The following is a 15,326-nucleotide window of genomic DNA, read 5'->3' on the forward strand; positions in this document are numbered from 1 at the left end:
CCGCGTTACAGCGACAAAGGCGGCCTCAGGCCTCCTCGGCCTCCAGGGCCTCGGCGACCCGGCGGTGCGCCTCCCAGATCTCCTCGGGGAGCCGGTCGAACTGCTTGAGGTGCGCCTCGCGGAAGCCCATCTCCTGGCGCCAGCGCTCGACGTCGATGGTGAGCAGCACGTCGAGGTCCTCGTCGCTGATCTCGAGGCCCTCCAGGTGCAGCTCGTCCCGGGTGGGCAGGATGCCGACCGGCGTCTCGCGGCCGGAGACCTTGCCGTTCTTCAGGTCGATCAGCCACAGCAGCGCCCGCAGGTTCTCGCGGTAGCCGGGCCAGCGGAAGTGGCCGTCGTCGGGGTCGCGCTGGAACCAGTTGACGTGCGCGAAGATCGGCTGCTCGGTCGCGGCGCCGATGACGTCGATCCAGTGACGGGCGTAGTCGCCCTCGCCGTACGCCATGAACGGCCGCATCGACATCGGGTCGTAGCGCAGCTGCCCGTCGACGCCCTCGGCGGCGAAGGTCGCCTCGGCGCCGAGCGTGAGACCGTCGTAGACGCCCTCGGCCAGGTCCTTGATCCCGCGGACCAGCGGCTCGCGGTCGCTGGTGCGGCCGCCGAAGATGATCGCGTCGATCCGCACGCCCGCCGGGTCCTCGAAGTCCTTCGCCACGTTGGGGACGTTGGCCAGGGTCGTCGTGAAGCGGCTGTTCGGGTGCGCCCACGGGGAGTCGTCGCCGGGCTCGCGCTCGGAGATCAGGTTGCCCTTCCAGTCCCGCCAGCCGGTGACGTCGGCCGGGGGCTCCTTGGTCTTGCCCTCCCACCAGACCTCGTGGGTGTCGGCGTTGTAGGCGACGTTGGTGAACAGCGCGCCGCTGCCGGGCTGGATCGCGTCGAGCGCGGTCGGGTTGGTCTTCTCGTTGGTGTCCTTGGCGACGCCGAACACCCCGAACTCGGGGTTCATCCCGTAGACCTTGCCGTCGTCGGGATTGACCCACAGCCAGGCGATGTCGTCACCGTAGAACTCGACCACGTAGCGGTCGCCGAGGGCGTCCGGCGCGAGCGTCATCGCGAGGTTGGTCTTGCCCGAGGCGCTCGGGAAGCCGCCGCAGATGTTGTACTTCTCGCCCGTCACCTTGTCGGTGATGCCGAGCAGCATGAACTGCTCGGCCAGGAACGCCTTGGAGGCCCAGCCGTCGTAGCAGGCCTGGCGCAGGCCGTGGGCGATCTTGCCGAGGAGGGCGTTGCCGCCGTAGGACGAGCCGAAGTGCAGGATCGTGCGCTCGTCGGCGACGGTCACGAAGTAGCGCTGGTCGTCCGGGGTGCCCTGGCCGAGGTTCTCGAGGTCGCCGGTCACGTGGACGGCGCGCACGAAGTGGTTGGGGTCGGCCAGGTTGTCGACGTACTGGGCGCCGACGCGGGCCATCCGGATCATGTGCAGCACGACGGTGCGGCTGTCGGTCAGCTCCACGCCGGCGGCGTACGCCTCGAGCGGCGAGCCGGGAGGCGACATGAGGTAGGGGATGACGTACATCGTCTTCCCCTTGCTGGCGCCGGTCATCCGCTCGACGAGCATCGGCTTCATCTCCGACGCCGGACGCCAGTTGTTGTAGACGCCCTTGTCGGCCGGGTTGTTCGTGGCCACGATGGTGCGCTCCTCCGAGCGCGCCGTGTCCTTGTAGTAGCTGCGGGAGTAGTAGAGGCCGTCGCCGGCAGGCTCGAGCTCGCCCGCGTCGACCGCCTCCTTCAGCAGCCGTGCGTCGTCGGCGGCACTGACGACCTCGACCCGGTCTGCACCGGTGATCTCGGCCCAGTGAGCGACGTACTCGCGCACGAACTCGTTCTTCAGCCCTGCTTCGTCGAGGACCTTCTCCACGTCGACCATGAACGGCACATCCTTTGCTCCGCTAGACCGGTGTTGGCACCGTACCCAAGATCGCAGCGATCAGAAGCGCTGGGGTAGGGACTGAAGTCCCGCCGGAGGGTGTGCGAGGTCACGCCGGGACCGGCACACCGGTCGGATCGCAGGGCAGGGGCGCCGCAGGTGCGTCGATCTCGGCGAGGGTCGCGCGCATGGCCGACGGCTCGAGGGCCACGAAGCCGGAGAACGGCGTGTCGAGCTCACGAACGCCGACCACGACCATCACCACGAGCACCACGACGGTGCCGACCAGGATGCCGCGCACGAGGGGCCGCAGGTGCCAGGTGAAGACGCCCATCAGCACCAGCGCCGAGAGCGCGGTCAGCTCGATCAGCCAGCTGAGCGCTCCCGGGACGGCCGGCTCCACCTCGGCGATCCGCTCCCGCCGGCTGGTCGACCGCGCGGCCTCCAGGTCGACCAGGCCGGACACGCTCAGGCGGGCCGTGTCCTGGTCCGCGGCGGCCGCGAGCTGGGCGCGCACCTGCTCCTCCCAGTACGTCGTCGACTCGTCGGACCCACCGTCGGCCATCGCCGGCCACTCGAGGGCGACGACCGCGCGGGCGTAGCAGACCAGGTCGCCGCGGACCGCGCTGCGCTGGGGCTCGGCGAGCAGGTCGGTCGACTGGTGCTCGGTGAGCACGGTCGCCGCCTCGGTCGCCGCGTGCTCCTCCGCCCGCTGGAAGGACGAGTACGTCTGCACGAGCATGAAGGCCAGCAGCAGCGCCGCGAGGGTGATCGCCGGACCGGTGACGTCCTCGACGTTGATCCACTCCCGGCCCGCACCGTCGACCGGGCCCATCCGGTTCTGCCGACGCACGACCCGGCCCAGCACCAGCCCGAGCAGGACGGCGAGCAGGGCGACGCCCACGAAGACCACGACCACCGGCATCCCCCTCCGAGACTCCCGACCCGATGCCGCCGCACGCGGGCGGAGGACCGCCGCGCCGGACGACGGTCCTACCCCTGGCTGACCCCGACGCCGTCGACGGTGACGGGCTTGGCGGAGGTCGTGACGATGCGCAGCGTCCCGCTCACCGGGCTCGACAGCGGCACCGTCAGCAGGACCGCCGGGCGGGTCGCCGAGGACACCAGCGAGACGGTGCGCAGCTTGCGGCTGCCGAGGTAGACGGTCACCGAGCCGCAGGTGCGGCACGTGGTGGCTCGCAGGGCGAGCGCGCTCTCGTGCACGTTGCCGAGGGTCAGGCTGCGGCTGCGCTGGGTGGTCGTCGAGGCGCTGCCGCCGTCGTACGCCTTGCCCCGGACGGTCCGCCACCCGCTCGACCGCTTCAGCGAGGTGTCGTCGACCAGCCGGGAGGTGCAGCGCTGCGCGGACGCGACGCCGGTGTTGCCGGCGACGTCGGTGGCGACGACGCGGAAGCAGGCGGTGGTGCCGCGGGCCAGGCCGGCGGTGTACGACGGCGTGGCGGTCGTCGCGACGTCGGTCCAGTCGACCGGGAGACCGGCCGCGGTCCACGTGGCCTGACGTTGCTGGACGGCGTAGGTCGCGACCCCCGAGCCGGCGTCGGTCGCGGAGAAGTGGACGACCATGCTCGGGGCCGCGGTGAACCGGGGCAGGGCGGTGACGGTCGGCTGGTCGGGCGCCTCGAAGTCGGACTCGTCGGACTCGACGACGCCCGAGAAGTCGTCACTGTCGCGGGCGGGCGCGACCGCCCCGTTGCCGGCGCCCCGCTTGGCGAAGGCGCTCGCGAACAGCTCGAAGTCGGTGTGGTCGGAGGCCGCGGCGACCATGAGCAGGGCGTCGCGCGCCTCCAGGTAGGTCGGGTCGGCCGGGGTCGCCCTCAGGGCGGCGACGAGGTACTCCTTCATCCGGGTCTGCGCCTGCTCGAAGCTGAGCCGGGGCGCGTCCCCGGTGGCGTCGCCGAGCAGCGCCGCGTAGCACTCCCACAGCATGGTCGCCCAGATCTCGCCGGCGTTGTGGACCTCGGAGTTGGCGCCGCCGTTGACGTTCATCGGGACGTCCGGGAGCGCCTGGCCGTCGGTGATGTCGCGGAACGTGAAGGCGTCCTTGGCGAGGTCCGTGGAGTAGGGCACCCGGCGGATGCCGAAGTAGTACTCGTCAGGATGGCTGAACAGCGCCGACGCGAAGGCCCCGGTGGGGAACGCCCCGTCGAGGTGGGCGAGGTCCTCGGGCTGGACCATGAGCAGCAGCGAGACGAAGTCGCCCCAGCCCTCGCTGAGGGCGGCCGGCTGCGGGAGGCTGATCGCGGGCACCAGGCGGAAGCTGAGGTAGTGCCCCCACTCGTGGGAGACGACGGTCGCGTCCAGCGCTCCGTCGCGGGCCGTCGCCGTGACCCGCACCAGGTGCCCGGTCACGGTCTTCGAGCCGAGGTCCGACCGGAGCGCCGCCCCGTCTGCCTGCGAGATCGACACGGTCCCGATCGTGAGCGAACCCGGGCACGCACCCGAGCACCCCATCGCGTTCGGACCGCCCGACACGGAGTTGATGACCACCAGGCCAACCGCGCCGGCGGCCTGGGCGTTCACCGACTTGGTCTGGAAGGAGCAGTTGCCGCGGTCGACGACCGCGATCTTGTTGCCCACGTCGGTGACCGCGGACTCGCACCCGTCGGTCGCACTGGTGCCCCCGAGGTCGGTGAGGGCGACGAGCGGCGCGGTGACGTCGAACGACTGGGCGCCGAAGTCGGCCAGGCCGACCGTCCGGGCACCGCCAGGCGTCAGCGTCAGGCCGGCGTTCGACGGCCCGGACCAGCGGTACATCTGCATCCGGGGGCTCTCGCCGTCGGGAGGCGTGTACATATTCGCGTTGTTCACACCGGAGTAGTCCTGGTCCTCGGCGTCGATCGGGTCACCGCCGAGGCCGCCGCGCCCGTAGTTCGACTCCTGCGCGTTGCCCGCCGCCTCGTCGAACCCGGCTCCGTAGAACCAGTCGTGCAGGTAGTTGACGTCGTAGAAGAGCTGGGTGACCGCCGCCTGGGCCTGGGCGTTGCTCGCCTGGGGGTCCTGGCCCAGGTCGTAGACCCGGTCGAAGGAGCCCGCCGACGTCATCGAGGCGCGGGTGTCGGAGCTCGCCGGGGTGAAGCCGTCGGGCTGGCTCACGTCGGTGTAGGCGTCGACGTTGTTGCCCTGCGACGTCGAGGCGTCGGACGCGAGCCACGGATCCCCGGTCACCGGCCCGTGGACCAGCGACGGCGACCCGAAGTCGGGCTGCTGGCCGTCCGGCTGACCGCTCGGGTCGGGCACCCACGTCGGGCCCTGCGGCGGGTAGGGCCGCCCGTCGCTCCCCGCGGTCCAGACCCGGTAGGTGACGTCGGTGTTGTCCTCGGCCACCAGGTCCGCCCGCTGGAGCACCCGGCCGTCGGCGGCGCCGACGACGTAGCGGTACCCGAGGTCCTCGCCGCCCGACCGGGCCCGGACGACGACGTCGTAGGCGCTGACGAGGCCGGCCGGGAGGCGGTAGAGCACCGGGCGGGCCAGCGCGGGTGCGGTCAGGCCGGGCCCGACGAAGCGGTCGTGGCCCGCCAGGCCGGCGACCGGCCGCGGGGCGGTCGTCCGTCCGGTCAGGTCGCGGTACGCCGCCGCGACCGCGTCGGCTGCCCCGAGCGACCGTCTGCCGACCACGACGTGCGGCGGCACCAGGTAGCCGGTCAGCCCGACCAGGCGCAGGGACTGCGTCATCACGACGGCGAGCCGCTCACCGATCACCGGCACGCCGTCGACCTGCTGCCCCAGCTGCACGACCACCGGGCCGTGCCCGAGGTCGTGCACACCCAGCACCGGGGTGCGCGCGATGTCGGAGCGGGAGAGGCCGTAGACGTCGGCCAGCCGGGCCAGGTGGAGACGCGCCGCCTCGGCGGGCGTGCTGCCCGAGGGCACCGGACCGGAGCGGCGGGCGAAGAGGGTGGTCGGCACCCCGAGCTGCGCCTGGACCTGGGGGGTCGTGCCGGGCCGGGTGGCGGCGCGCAACGCGGCCCGCTGGGCCGGCGTCGACGGTCGGCGGGCCGGGGCGGCCGCCAGGGCGTCGTACCCGTCCGGCGCCCGACGCGCCGCGGAACCACCCCGGTCCCCGGGCCTCGCTCCGGCCGGACCACCGGTCGTCACGAGACCTGCCACCGTCGTGGCGAGGACCGCCAGCACCGCCGCCGCTCGTCGCATCAGCCCGCCCTTCCCGGGCGTGCCCCGCGGGCCCCACCCCCCGAGGCAGCATGGCGAGCCCGCGATCGCCGGGCAATAGGCCGATCGGGCTATCGGCACTCGCCTGCCGACGGCGCCCGGGAACCGGCACGATGGCCGCCATGAAGGAGTACGCCGACTTCCTCGGCAGCCAGCCGCCGTACGACTCCCTGGGGTCCGACGACCTGCGGCGGCTGGTCGAGGCCCTGGAGGTCGAGTACTTCGCGGCCGGCTCGACGATCGTGCAGGCCGACCAGGCGCCGCTGGACCACATGTGGGTGGTGCGCAGCGGTGCCGTCGAGGTGATCGACCGCGGCCGGGTCGTCGACCACCTCGGTCCCGGCGACACGTTCGGCCACATCTCGGTGCTGACCGGGCTGGCGCCCGCGCTCTCGGTCCGCGCGCTCGAGGACTGCCTGTGCCTGCGTCTGCCGGACCCGCGGCAGGTCGTCGAGGAGCCCGGCCGGCTGCACTTCTCCCACTACGGCACGATGATCAGCCGCCAGCGGCTCGCCGGCAGCGGCGCCCTGGACGAGGCACCCCGGTCGGCACGGTCGCTGATGCGGCCGGTCGTGTGGGCGGCGTACGACGAGCCGGTCGCCGTCGTGGCGCAGCGGATCACCGACGCGGGCCACTCGGGGGCGCTGGTGCGCCGGGGCGACGGCTGGGGGATCGTGACCGACCACGACTTCCGCCGGCGGGTGGCGACCGGTGAGGTGTCTCCCGCCGATCCGGTCGCGGAGCTGGCGACCTTCCCGGCACTCACGGTCAGCGAGGAGTTCTCCCAGGCCGCGGCGTTCTCGCGGATGATCGACCGCGGGGTCCACCACCTCGTGGTCCTCGACCGCGACGGCACGCCTGCCGGGATCCTGCGCGCGGTCGACTTCGCGTCCGCCGACATCCGCAACCCGCTGCTCGTCCGCTCCCAGATCGAGGCAGCCGGGGACATCGAGGAGCTGCGGGCGGCGACGGCGCTGGTGCGACCCACGCTGGTCGAGCTCGGCGCCAACGGAGTCCCGGCACTGCAGGTCGGCGGCCTGCAGGCCGCGATCGTGGACAGCATCCTGCGCAAGCTCGTCTCGCTGCACGGCCTCGACGAGGTCGCGCGGCCCCCGTCGCTGATCGTGCTGGGGTCGCTCGCGCGCCGCGAGCCGCTCCCGACCTCGGACGTCGACACCGCGCTGGTCTGGCCCGACGACCTCGACGACGCCGACGAGGCGGCGTACCTCGAGCGGGCCGAGGCTCTGCTCGCCGACCTGGAGTCGTGCGGCTTCGCCCGCTGTCCCAACGGCGCCAACGCCGTCAACCCGCTCTTCGCCCGCTCCCGCGAGCGATGGTCCGCAGCGGTGTCGCGGTGGCTGGGCGACCCGACGGCCAACCAGGCGCTGCTGCTGGCCTCGATCGTCATCGACAGCCGTCCGCTCACCGAGGTGGCCCTGGGCCGGACCGTCACCGACGCACTACGGGTGCGTCGACGCACGCGCGACTTCCTGAGTCTCTACGTCCGCGAGTCGACCGCCGTGAAGCCGCCCAGCGGGTTCGTCCGCGACTTCGTCGTCGACCACCGCGGCCGGCACCGGGGCGAGCTCGACCTCAAGCGCGGGGGGCTGCTGCCGGTCGCCGCGATCGGGCGCTGGGTCGCCGTCGTCACCGGTGACACGCGTGGGGGCACGGTCGACCGTCTGAGGCGAGGTGAGGCGGCCGGCCTCCTCTCACGCGACGAGGCGGAGACGCTGACGGCGGCGTTCGAGCAGACCTACGAGCTGCTGCTCGAGCGCGACCTCGCCGCGATCGCGGCCGGGACCACGGCCTCGACGTACGTCAACCCGCGCGAGCTCGACACCCTCACCCGCCGGCACCTGCGCGAGACGTTCCGCACCATCGCCGCCGTCCAGGAGGACCTCGCCGGCTCCTGGTCCGACCGGCTGGCACCGTGACCGCGTTCGTGCGACCGCCGCTCCGCGTGCCCGACCTCGACGTCCCGTGGCGCGACGTCGACTACTGCGTGGTCGACGTCGAGACGACGGGTCTCGACCTGCGCCGCGACACCCTCGTCTCCTTCGGCAGCGTGGTCGTGCGCGCCGGTCGCCTCGTGTTCGGCAGCCGGGTCACCGTCGACGTCCGGCCGGACCGGCGGATCGGTGTCGACGCGATGACCGTGCACGGCCTCCGCCACGAGGACCTCGAGGCGGCACCGCCGCTCGCCGACGTCGCCGACCGGATCGTGTCCGAGCTCGATGGTCGCGTGCTCGTCGCCCACGCCGCCTGGATCGAGCGCGCCATCCTCCGCGAGCCGGTGCGCCTGGCGGGCCGCCGGTGGCGGCCGGCGGTCGTCGACACGGCCGCGCTGCTCCGGGCGACCGGGGTCGCACCCAGCGGCACGGGGCACGAGCCCGACCTCGAGTGGTCGGCCGAGGTGCTCCACGTCTGCCCCCACAGCACCCACCACGCGCTCGGCGACGCACTCACGACCGCCGAGGTCCTCCTCGCCCTCGCGTCCCGGCTCGAGCAGGAGCGACCGGGGCTGACCGCCCGGTCGTTGGTCAAGATCTCCCGCGCGCACACCCTGACGTGACATCCGCCCTCGGCGCCCCACCGGTCCTGCCGCTGTCGCCGTCGCCGATGCTGTCGCGGTCGCCGGCGCCGGCGCCGTCGCCTCAACCGTCACAGGTTCACCACGGTCTGTCGGTGAGACCGCACCTCCCACGTCCTGCCCACCGTGGGAAGTGCAGGTTCACCTGCATCCCGTGATGAAGCTGCGACCAGCGAGGCGACCCCCGCACGACCGTTCCGCCGCGTTCCGCCTCCAGGACCCGACCGAGTCACTAGGTTTCCTCGTCATGAGCAAGGCGGCGTCCCTCGCCCACATCTGCCTGGCGTACGCCGTCGCCCTGGCCGTCGCGGCCGCCTGGCTGCTGTGGGGACCCGACCTCGCCCTGTGGCTCGACGCGCTCGTGGCCGACCTGCTGGCGACGCTGGTGGTCTTCGGGTTCAGCCGCTACCACCACAACTCGAGCTTCTACGACGCCTACTGGAGCGTCGTGCCCCCGCTCCTCGCGGTCTACTGGTGGGCCGCCGGTCCGCTCGGTGCCGACGACGTCCGGCCCTGGCTGGTGACGACGGTGGTCGTGGTCTGGGCGGTACGCCTGACCGCCAACTGGGTGCACGGCTGGCCCGGGCTGGCGCACGAGGACTGGCGCTACCCGATCCTCCGCGAGAAGGCCGGCCGCGCGGAGCTGCTCGCGGACCTCTTCGGCATCCACCTCTTCCCGACCCTGCAGGTCTTCCTGGGGATGCTGCCCGTGTACGTCGCCGTCACCGTCGCCGGTCGCGACCTCGGCTGGCTCGACGTGGTGGCGTTCGCCCTGGGCATCGGTGCGGTGACCCTCGAGCTCGTCGCCGACACGCAGATGCACCGGTTCGTGCGGGACCGGCAGCCCGGGCAGGTCATGGACCAGGGGCTGTGGGGCTGGTCGCGACACCCCAACTACCTCGGCGAGATCGGCTTCTGGCTCGCGCTCGCGCTCTTCGGGGTGTCCACCGTCCCGACGGATGCCTGGTGGCTGTTCGTCGGGGTGGTCTGCATGGTCGCGATGTTCCTGGGCGCGAGCATCCCGATGATGGAGGAGCGCAGCCTCGAGCGGCGGCCGGGCTACCAGGACGTGATCGACCGGGTCCCGCGCCTGCTCCCCCGGCCCCCGCGGCGGAGGGCCGCGTGAGCGGGAGCCGGGCCCGCGTCGTCGTCGCGGGGCTCGGCGACACCGGGCTGCTCACCGCGCTGCACCTCGCGCCGCACCTCGAGGTCGTCGGCATCTCCACCAAGCCGGCGCTGGTCAGCGGCCAGGAGCTCGGCCTGCGGCTGACCCGCCCCGAGACCTGGGCCCGCGACTACCGGGTGGGTTTCGAGCGCTACCGCCGGCTGGCCCGCGCGCGGGTCGTGCACGGCACCCTCACCGGTGCCGACCTGCACGACCGGGTGGTGCACGTGACGCTCGCCGACGGCACACCGACGCAGGAGCCGTACGACGTGCTCGTCATCTCCACCGGCGTGACCAACGGCTTCTGGCGCCGGCCCGACCTGCAGTCCGCCGCGGAGGTCGACGCCGAGATCCGGGCCGCCCACGAACGGCTCGCCGCCTCCGGCTCGGTCACCGTCGTCGGCGGTGGCGCGGCGGCGGTCAACACCGCGGCCAACCTGGCCTCCACGTGGCCCGACAAGCGGGTCGACCTCTACTACCCCGGCGAGCGACCGCTGCCGCAGCACCACCGGGGCATCTGGCGCCGCGTCGAGCAGCGGCTGCGTGAGCGCGGCGTCGGCCTGCACCCCGGCCACCGGGCCGAGGTGCCCGACGGCTTCGACTGCGACCGGATCACCGACGGCCCGGTCCTGTGGACGACCGGGCAACCACCGGCGGAGGCCGACGCGACGGTCTGGGCGATCGGCCGGGTCCGGCCCAACACCGGCTGGCTGCCCGTCGACCTGCTCGACGAGCGCGGCTTCGTACGGGTCGGTCCCGACCTCCGGGTGACCGGGCAGCACGGGGTGTTCGCGATCGGGGACGTCGCCGCCACCGACCCGCTCCGCTCGTCGGCCCGCAACCGCGCCGACAAGCTCCTGGCCCGCAACGTCCGGGCCCACCTGGCCGGCCGGCCGCTGCGGTCGTTCCGGCCGGCGCGGCGCCGGTGGGGCTCGGTGCTGGGCTTCCAGCCCAACGGCCTGGAGGTCTTCACGCCGCGAGGTGGCGTCTTCCGCTTCCCCGCATGGTCGGTCGACACCGTCCTGCTGCCGTGGATCGTGCGTCGCGGGATCTACGGCGGGATCCGGCCCGACCGGCCGTGAGCCGTGCTCCCGCCGCGGGTCAGCGCGGATCGGCGAGCACGTCGCGCCACGAGTGCTGCGGCTCGAAGCCCACCAGCCGGCGCGCCTTGTCGATGGCGTAGAACGTCTCGTCACGGCCCATCTCCCGACGCACCTCGACCCCGGGGTAGAAGCGGTCGCGGACCTCCTCGGTGGTCGCGGCGACGGACATGTCGGCGTTGGCCACGTTGAGGACCTCGAACCCGAGCCCGTCGGTCTCCAGGCAGCACTGCACCATCCGGCCGAGGTCGCGCACGTCGATGTAGGCGAACAGGTTGCGCCGCCGCAACGCCGGGTCGGCGAGGAACGGCGGGAACAGCTCGGCGTACTCGTGCGGCTCGATGACGTTGTTGATGCGCAGGCCGTAGACGTCCGCACCGGTCCGGGCCTGGAACGAGCGCGCGGTCACCTCGCCCGCGACCTTCGACATCGCGTAGGAGTCCTCGGGGACGGTGGGGTGCTCCTCGTCGACCGGCACGTAGAGGGGTCGTCGCTCGCCTTGGGCGAAGCAGACGCCGTACGTCGTCTCCGAGGAGGCGAACACGATCTTGCGCACCCCCAGCCTGGTCGCCGCCTCGAGCACGTTGTAGGTGCTCAGCACGTTCGTCGCGTACGTCGTGGCGTCCGAGGTGAGCAGGATCGCCGGCACAGCTGCGAAGTGCACCACCGCGTCGTACGCCGGCTTCTCGGCCAGGTCGAGCTCGTCGAAGGTCGCCAGCCCGGCGAGCGCCGAGTAGGTGTCCCCGGCGTCGGTGAGGTCGACCCGCAGGTCGGCGACCGCGGGATGCCCCAACGGACGCAGGTCGGCGTTGGTGACCTGGTGGCCCAGCTCGGCGAGGTACGGCGCGACGTGCTTGCCGGCCTTGCCGCTGCCACCGGTGAAGAAGATCCGCATGCCGGGCCGGTACCCGCCCCACCGGCCGTCCAGGCCCTGGGAACGACGGAGCCGCAGGTCGATCGACGACCTGCGGCTCACGCTGCGCGCCTGTAGGGATTCGAACCCCAAACCTTCTGATCCGTAGTTAGCCTCGCGCCGTCTGGCTGCGTTCACAACCGTCCACGGGGGACCCCGACTACCGAGCAAGTCTGCTCTTTTGGCTCATAGGAGTTCGTTGGAGTCCACACGAATCCACACACTCCGGTTAGCAACTCGTTAGCACGAGTTCTGAGGCGGCGCAGGCGACCGGTCGTCATATCGGTTGGGCACCGGCGCAGCGCCCTCAGCATGTGGCCCCTGGTGTCTCGCCACTCGGCGGCGCCCCGCTGAGTGGTGGGCTTTGAGGTGATCCTCGGTGCCTACTCGCCGCTGTCGATCGCGGCGATGGGTCCAGTATCGCTGTCGGGGTAGAGCAGCGCCATGGATCCTTCGGAGAGATAGCGGCGATCGCCGGATAGCGGCGATCGCCGGCTTGCCACTCGTCGTGCATGTCGGCCAGGACAGCCCCGACGAGCCGGATCACGGCGGCGGGGTTGGGGAAGATCCCGACCACCCGTGAGCGGCGCTTGATCTCCTTGTTGACCCGCTCGAGGGGGTTGGTCGACCAGATCTTCTGCCAGTGCGCCCGCGGGAACGCGGTGAAGGCGGTGACCTCGGCCTTCGCGTCGTCCATCAGCGGTCCGATCTTGGGGAAGCTCTTGGCGAGCTGGTCGCGGACCTCGTCCCAGGTCGCACTGACCGCGGCGGCGTCGGGTTGGGCGAAGATCGTGCGGAACACCGCGGCGACCATGTCGCCGTGCGACTTGGGGACGTGGGCGAGGAGGTTGCGGGCGAAGTGCACCCGGCAGCGCTGGTGCCCGGCGCCCTGGAAGGACCGCTTCAATGCCTTGACGAGGCCGGCGTGCTGATCGCTGATGACCAGTCGCACCCCGTGCAGGCCGCGCTGCTTCAGAGCGGTGAGGAAGCCGCGCCAGAACGTCTCGTCCTCGCTGTCGCCGACGTCGACGCCGAGGACCTCCCGGGAGCCGTCCGCGGCGATCCCGGTCGCCACGACCACGGCCATCGAGGTCACCTGGCCGGTGGCGTTGCGGACGTTGAGGTAGGTCGCGTCGAGGTAGACGTAGGGGAACTCGGTGTGCTCCAGGGTCCGGGTGCGGAACGCACCAACCTGCTCGTCGAGCGCGGCGCAGATCCGGGAGACCTCGGACTTGGAGATCCCGGCATCGGCGCCCATCGCCTCGACCAGATCATCGACCGAGCGAGTGCTGACGCCGTGGACGTAGGCCTCCATCACCACCGCGTACAGCGCCTGGTCGATGCGGCGGCGGGGTTCGAGGATGACCGGGAAGAACGAGCCCTTGCGGAGCTTGGGGATCCTCAGCTCGACATCACCGGCCTTCGTCGTGAGCAGCCGGGGACGGTGCCCGTTGCGCTCGGCGGCACGCTCCGGGGTGCGCTCATACGGTGCGGCGCCGATCCGCTCGGTGGCTTCGAGCTCGATCATCTCCTGCAACGCGACGCGGACCGAGTCACGGATCAGATCCACGCCATCACCGGCACGGAACGCCTCGAGCAACTCAGACAGGGCAGACTGGGGTAGGGCCATCGGTGGACTCCTCTTCGATGTGTGCTTGGCCGTTCACACCGAAGATCTCGCCGATGGCCCCTCTACTCCCGGAGCCCCGCCGATCCACCCCAAACCCCACCACACCACGGGACGCTCACCGCCACTCGCCGGGTCTACCGAACCGGTAGCCGACATGGCCCGTCCTGCAGGCACCGATTTCTGCAGCCGGACTTGGCCCCATTTCTGGATGCAGGATCAGGCACATATCCGTGCCGCCAGGCTTGCGTGACTTCTTGAAGCTCAGTAGGCGCGTCCTGGGTTGAGGATGCCCTCGGGATCGAACGCCTGCTTGATCTTGTGCATGATCGCCACCTCAACCCCGCCAGCCTGCAGGGCAACCAATCCTGTCTTCAGACTCCCTATCCCGTGCTCACCGGAGATCGAACCGTCGAGCGCGAGAGCAGCGTCCAGGATCAGGTGGAACGCCTCGATGGCACTCTCCTTGGCACCTGTCGCCTGCGGGTCATACACGATCGTTGGGTGGAGGTTTCCGTCGGCGAGATGGCCGAAAGTTCCAATGGTCGTAGCGGTCTCGCTCGCGATCTCGTGGATCGCCTCTAGTAGGTCAGGCAGTCGGTGGGTCGCAACGGTGACGTCATCGAGCAACGTCGTTCCGAGCGCCTCGAGGGCGGGGTAGGCCGCTCGACGCGCAGCCATCATTGCTTCGCCGTCATCCGCGTCGTCGGTCGAGTAGGTCTCAGCGCCGTGCTCGATCGCGATCGACTCACAAAGCTCCGCTGTGCGGGTCGCGTCCGGGTCGTCGAACTGAGCCAGGACGACTGCGCCGGCCGACTCGTCCAGCTGCATGCGCTTCATCTGGTTGACCGCTCGGACCGTCGTGCTGTCCATCAGCTCCACAGCGGCGGGAATGGCGACTTCCGTCCAAGCGGCGACCGCGTCGACGGCCGAGCGGGTGTCGGCGAAGTTCGCGGCGAGGGTAGCGACGGTAGAGGGAATCGGGTGAAGCCGAACGAGTGCCTCGACGAAGACCGCAAGCGTCCCCTCAGAACCCACCAACAGTCGGGTGAGGTCGAGGCCTACTACGTTCTTCCGCGTTGTCCCACCGGTCCGAATGCTCTCGCCACCACCTGTGACGGCGGTGACACTCATGACGTGGTCTCCGGTGACGCCGTACTTCGCGCAGCACATGCCCCCAGCGTTGGTCGCAAGGTTCCCGCCGATGGAGCTGATCGCGCGACTTCCTGGATCGGGCACGTAACGCAGACCGTGTCGTCGCGCGGCGCGATCGAGGTCACCGTTGATGACGCCCGGCTCGACGCTAGCGGTCCTCGCGACCGGGTCGATGTCGAGGATTCGATTCATCCGACTGAGGTCGAGGAGGATGCAGCCCTCGATGGCATTGGCCCCACCTGCGAGACCGGTCCCCGCACCGCGAGTGACGACCGGAACACGGTGACGGGCTGCGAAGTTGATGGTCGCCATCACCTCGTCGGCCGAGCGGGCAAGAACTACCACGGCAGGGTTGCCGAAGTCAGCGGTCAGGCAATGGTCATGCGCGTACGCGTCCATGGCGCCGACGCTGTCTATGACGGTCGAGGCATTGGCGCGGAGTTCCTCCAGAGGCAGCGTGGCCACAATTTGGTCCTCGCGATCTGAGATTCCGGCAGACCGTCTTCCCTGAACAGGGCGTTCGGTGAGCCGATGTGCCGTTACGAAAGCAAGCGGGTGGCCGATCTCGATGCTGGTGAGGAGGGGCCCATCGTGAGCTCCTACATCGACCGGTTCCCGCCTGCCCGCGACCGGGTCGCCGCCGATCGTTGATGGCTGGACCTCAGCTTGCCTGTCTCCACCACCTGGCCCTTGGCGCAGTAGGGGACCTAAGGCTTCA

The 15,326-nt window shown here is 71.4% G+C and carries 9 protein-coding genes and 1 pseudogene; 4 read left to right on the top strand and 6 right to left on the bottom strand.

The features are described 5' to 3' along the window. Positions 1 to 25: 25 nt before the first annotated feature. The 3 genes from ACILRH_RS20090 to ACILRH_RS20100 form a co-directional block, all read right to left on the bottom strand. A complete protein-coding gene (locus ACILRH_RS20090; protein ID WP_395695842.1) occupies positions 26 to 1,867 on the bottom strand; it encodes a phosphoenolpyruvate carboxykinase (GTP) in 1,842 nt (613 codons plus the stop codon). Between the two features lie 109 nt (positions 1,868 to 1,976). Continuing rightward, positions 1,977 to 2,786: a hypothetical protein gene (locus ACILRH_RS20095; RefSeq protein ID WP_395695843.1), complete on the bottom strand. Its 810-nt coding sequence runs from the start codon at positions 2,784 to 2,786 to the stop codon at positions 1,977 to 1,979. Between the two features lie 74 nt (positions 2,787 to 2,860). After that, positions 2,861 to 6,037, bottom strand: a complete 3,177-nt coding sequence (locus ACILRH_RS20100) for a M36 family metallopeptidase (protein WP_395695844.1) — start codon at positions 6,035 to 6,037, stop codon at positions 2,861 to 2,863. Positions 6,038 to 6,177: 140 nt separating this feature from the next. On the opposite strand from ACILRH_RS20100, the gene ACILRH_RS20105 reads away from it, so the two are divergent. The 4 genes from ACILRH_RS20105 (at position 6,178) to ACILRH_RS20120 (ending at position 10,895) form a co-directional block, all read left to right on the top strand. After that, complete coding sequence (locus ACILRH_RS20105) at positions 6,178 to 7,992, top strand: putative nucleotidyltransferase substrate binding domain-containing protein (protein ID WP_395695845.1); 1,815 nt, start codon at positions 6,178 to 6,180, stop codon at positions 7,990 to 7,992. Continuing rightward, positions 7,989 to 8,630: a PolC-type DNA polymerase III gene (locus ACILRH_RS20110; RefSeq protein WP_395695846.1), complete on the top strand. Its 642-nt coding sequence runs from the start codon at positions 7,989 to 7,991 to the stop codon at positions 8,628 to 8,630. The genes ACILRH_RS20105 and ACILRH_RS20110 overlap by 4 nt, the downstream gene beginning before the upstream one ends. 265 nt (positions 8,631 to 8,895) lie before the next feature. Further along, the gene (locus ACILRH_RS20115) at positions 8,896 to 9,774 is read left to right on the top strand and encodes a DUF1295 domain-containing protein (protein WP_395695847.1); all 879 of its coding nucleotides are present in this window, start codon (positions 8,896 to 8,898) and stop codon (positions 9,772 to 9,774) included. After that, positions 9,771 to 10,895, top strand: coding sequence for an NAD(P)/FAD-dependent oxidoreductase (locus ACILRH_RS20120; protein ID WP_395695848.1), 1,125 nt, complete (start codon positions 9,771 to 9,773; stop codon positions 10,893 to 10,895). The genes ACILRH_RS20115 and ACILRH_RS20120 overlap by 4 nt, the downstream gene beginning before the upstream one ends. A gap of 19 nt (positions 10,896 to 10,914) precedes the next feature. On the opposite strand, the gene ACILRH_RS20125 is transcribed toward ACILRH_RS20120, so the two are convergent. The 3 genes and pseudogenes from ACILRH_RS20125 to ACILRH_RS20135 all read right to left on the bottom strand — a co-directional run bounded on the left by ACILRH_RS20125 (position 10,915) and on the right by ACILRH_RS20135 (position 15,073). Then, a complete protein-coding gene (locus ACILRH_RS20125) occupies positions 10,915 to 11,889 on the bottom strand; it encodes an NAD-dependent epimerase/dehydratase family protein (RefSeq protein ID WP_395695849.1) in 975 nt (324 codons plus the stop codon). A 394-nt stretch (positions 11,890 to 12,283) separates the two neighbouring features. Then, a pseudogene (locus tag ACILRH_RS20130) lies at positions 12,284 to 13,456 on the bottom strand (IS256 family transposase); the annotation flags it as partial. A 261-nt stretch (positions 13,457 to 13,717) separates the two neighbouring features. Beyond that, on the bottom strand, positions 13,718 to 15,073 hold the full coding sequence (locus tag ACILRH_RS20135; protein WP_395695850.1) for an FAD-binding oxidoreductase: 1,356 nt from the start codon (positions 15,071 to 15,073) through the stop codon (positions 13,718 to 13,720). Positions 15,074 to 15,326: the final 253 nt, after the last annotated feature.

Source organism: Nocardioides sp., assembly GCF_044226765.1.
GTDB lineage: Bacteria > Actinomycetota > Actinomycetes > Propionibacteriales > Nocardioidaceae > Nocardioides.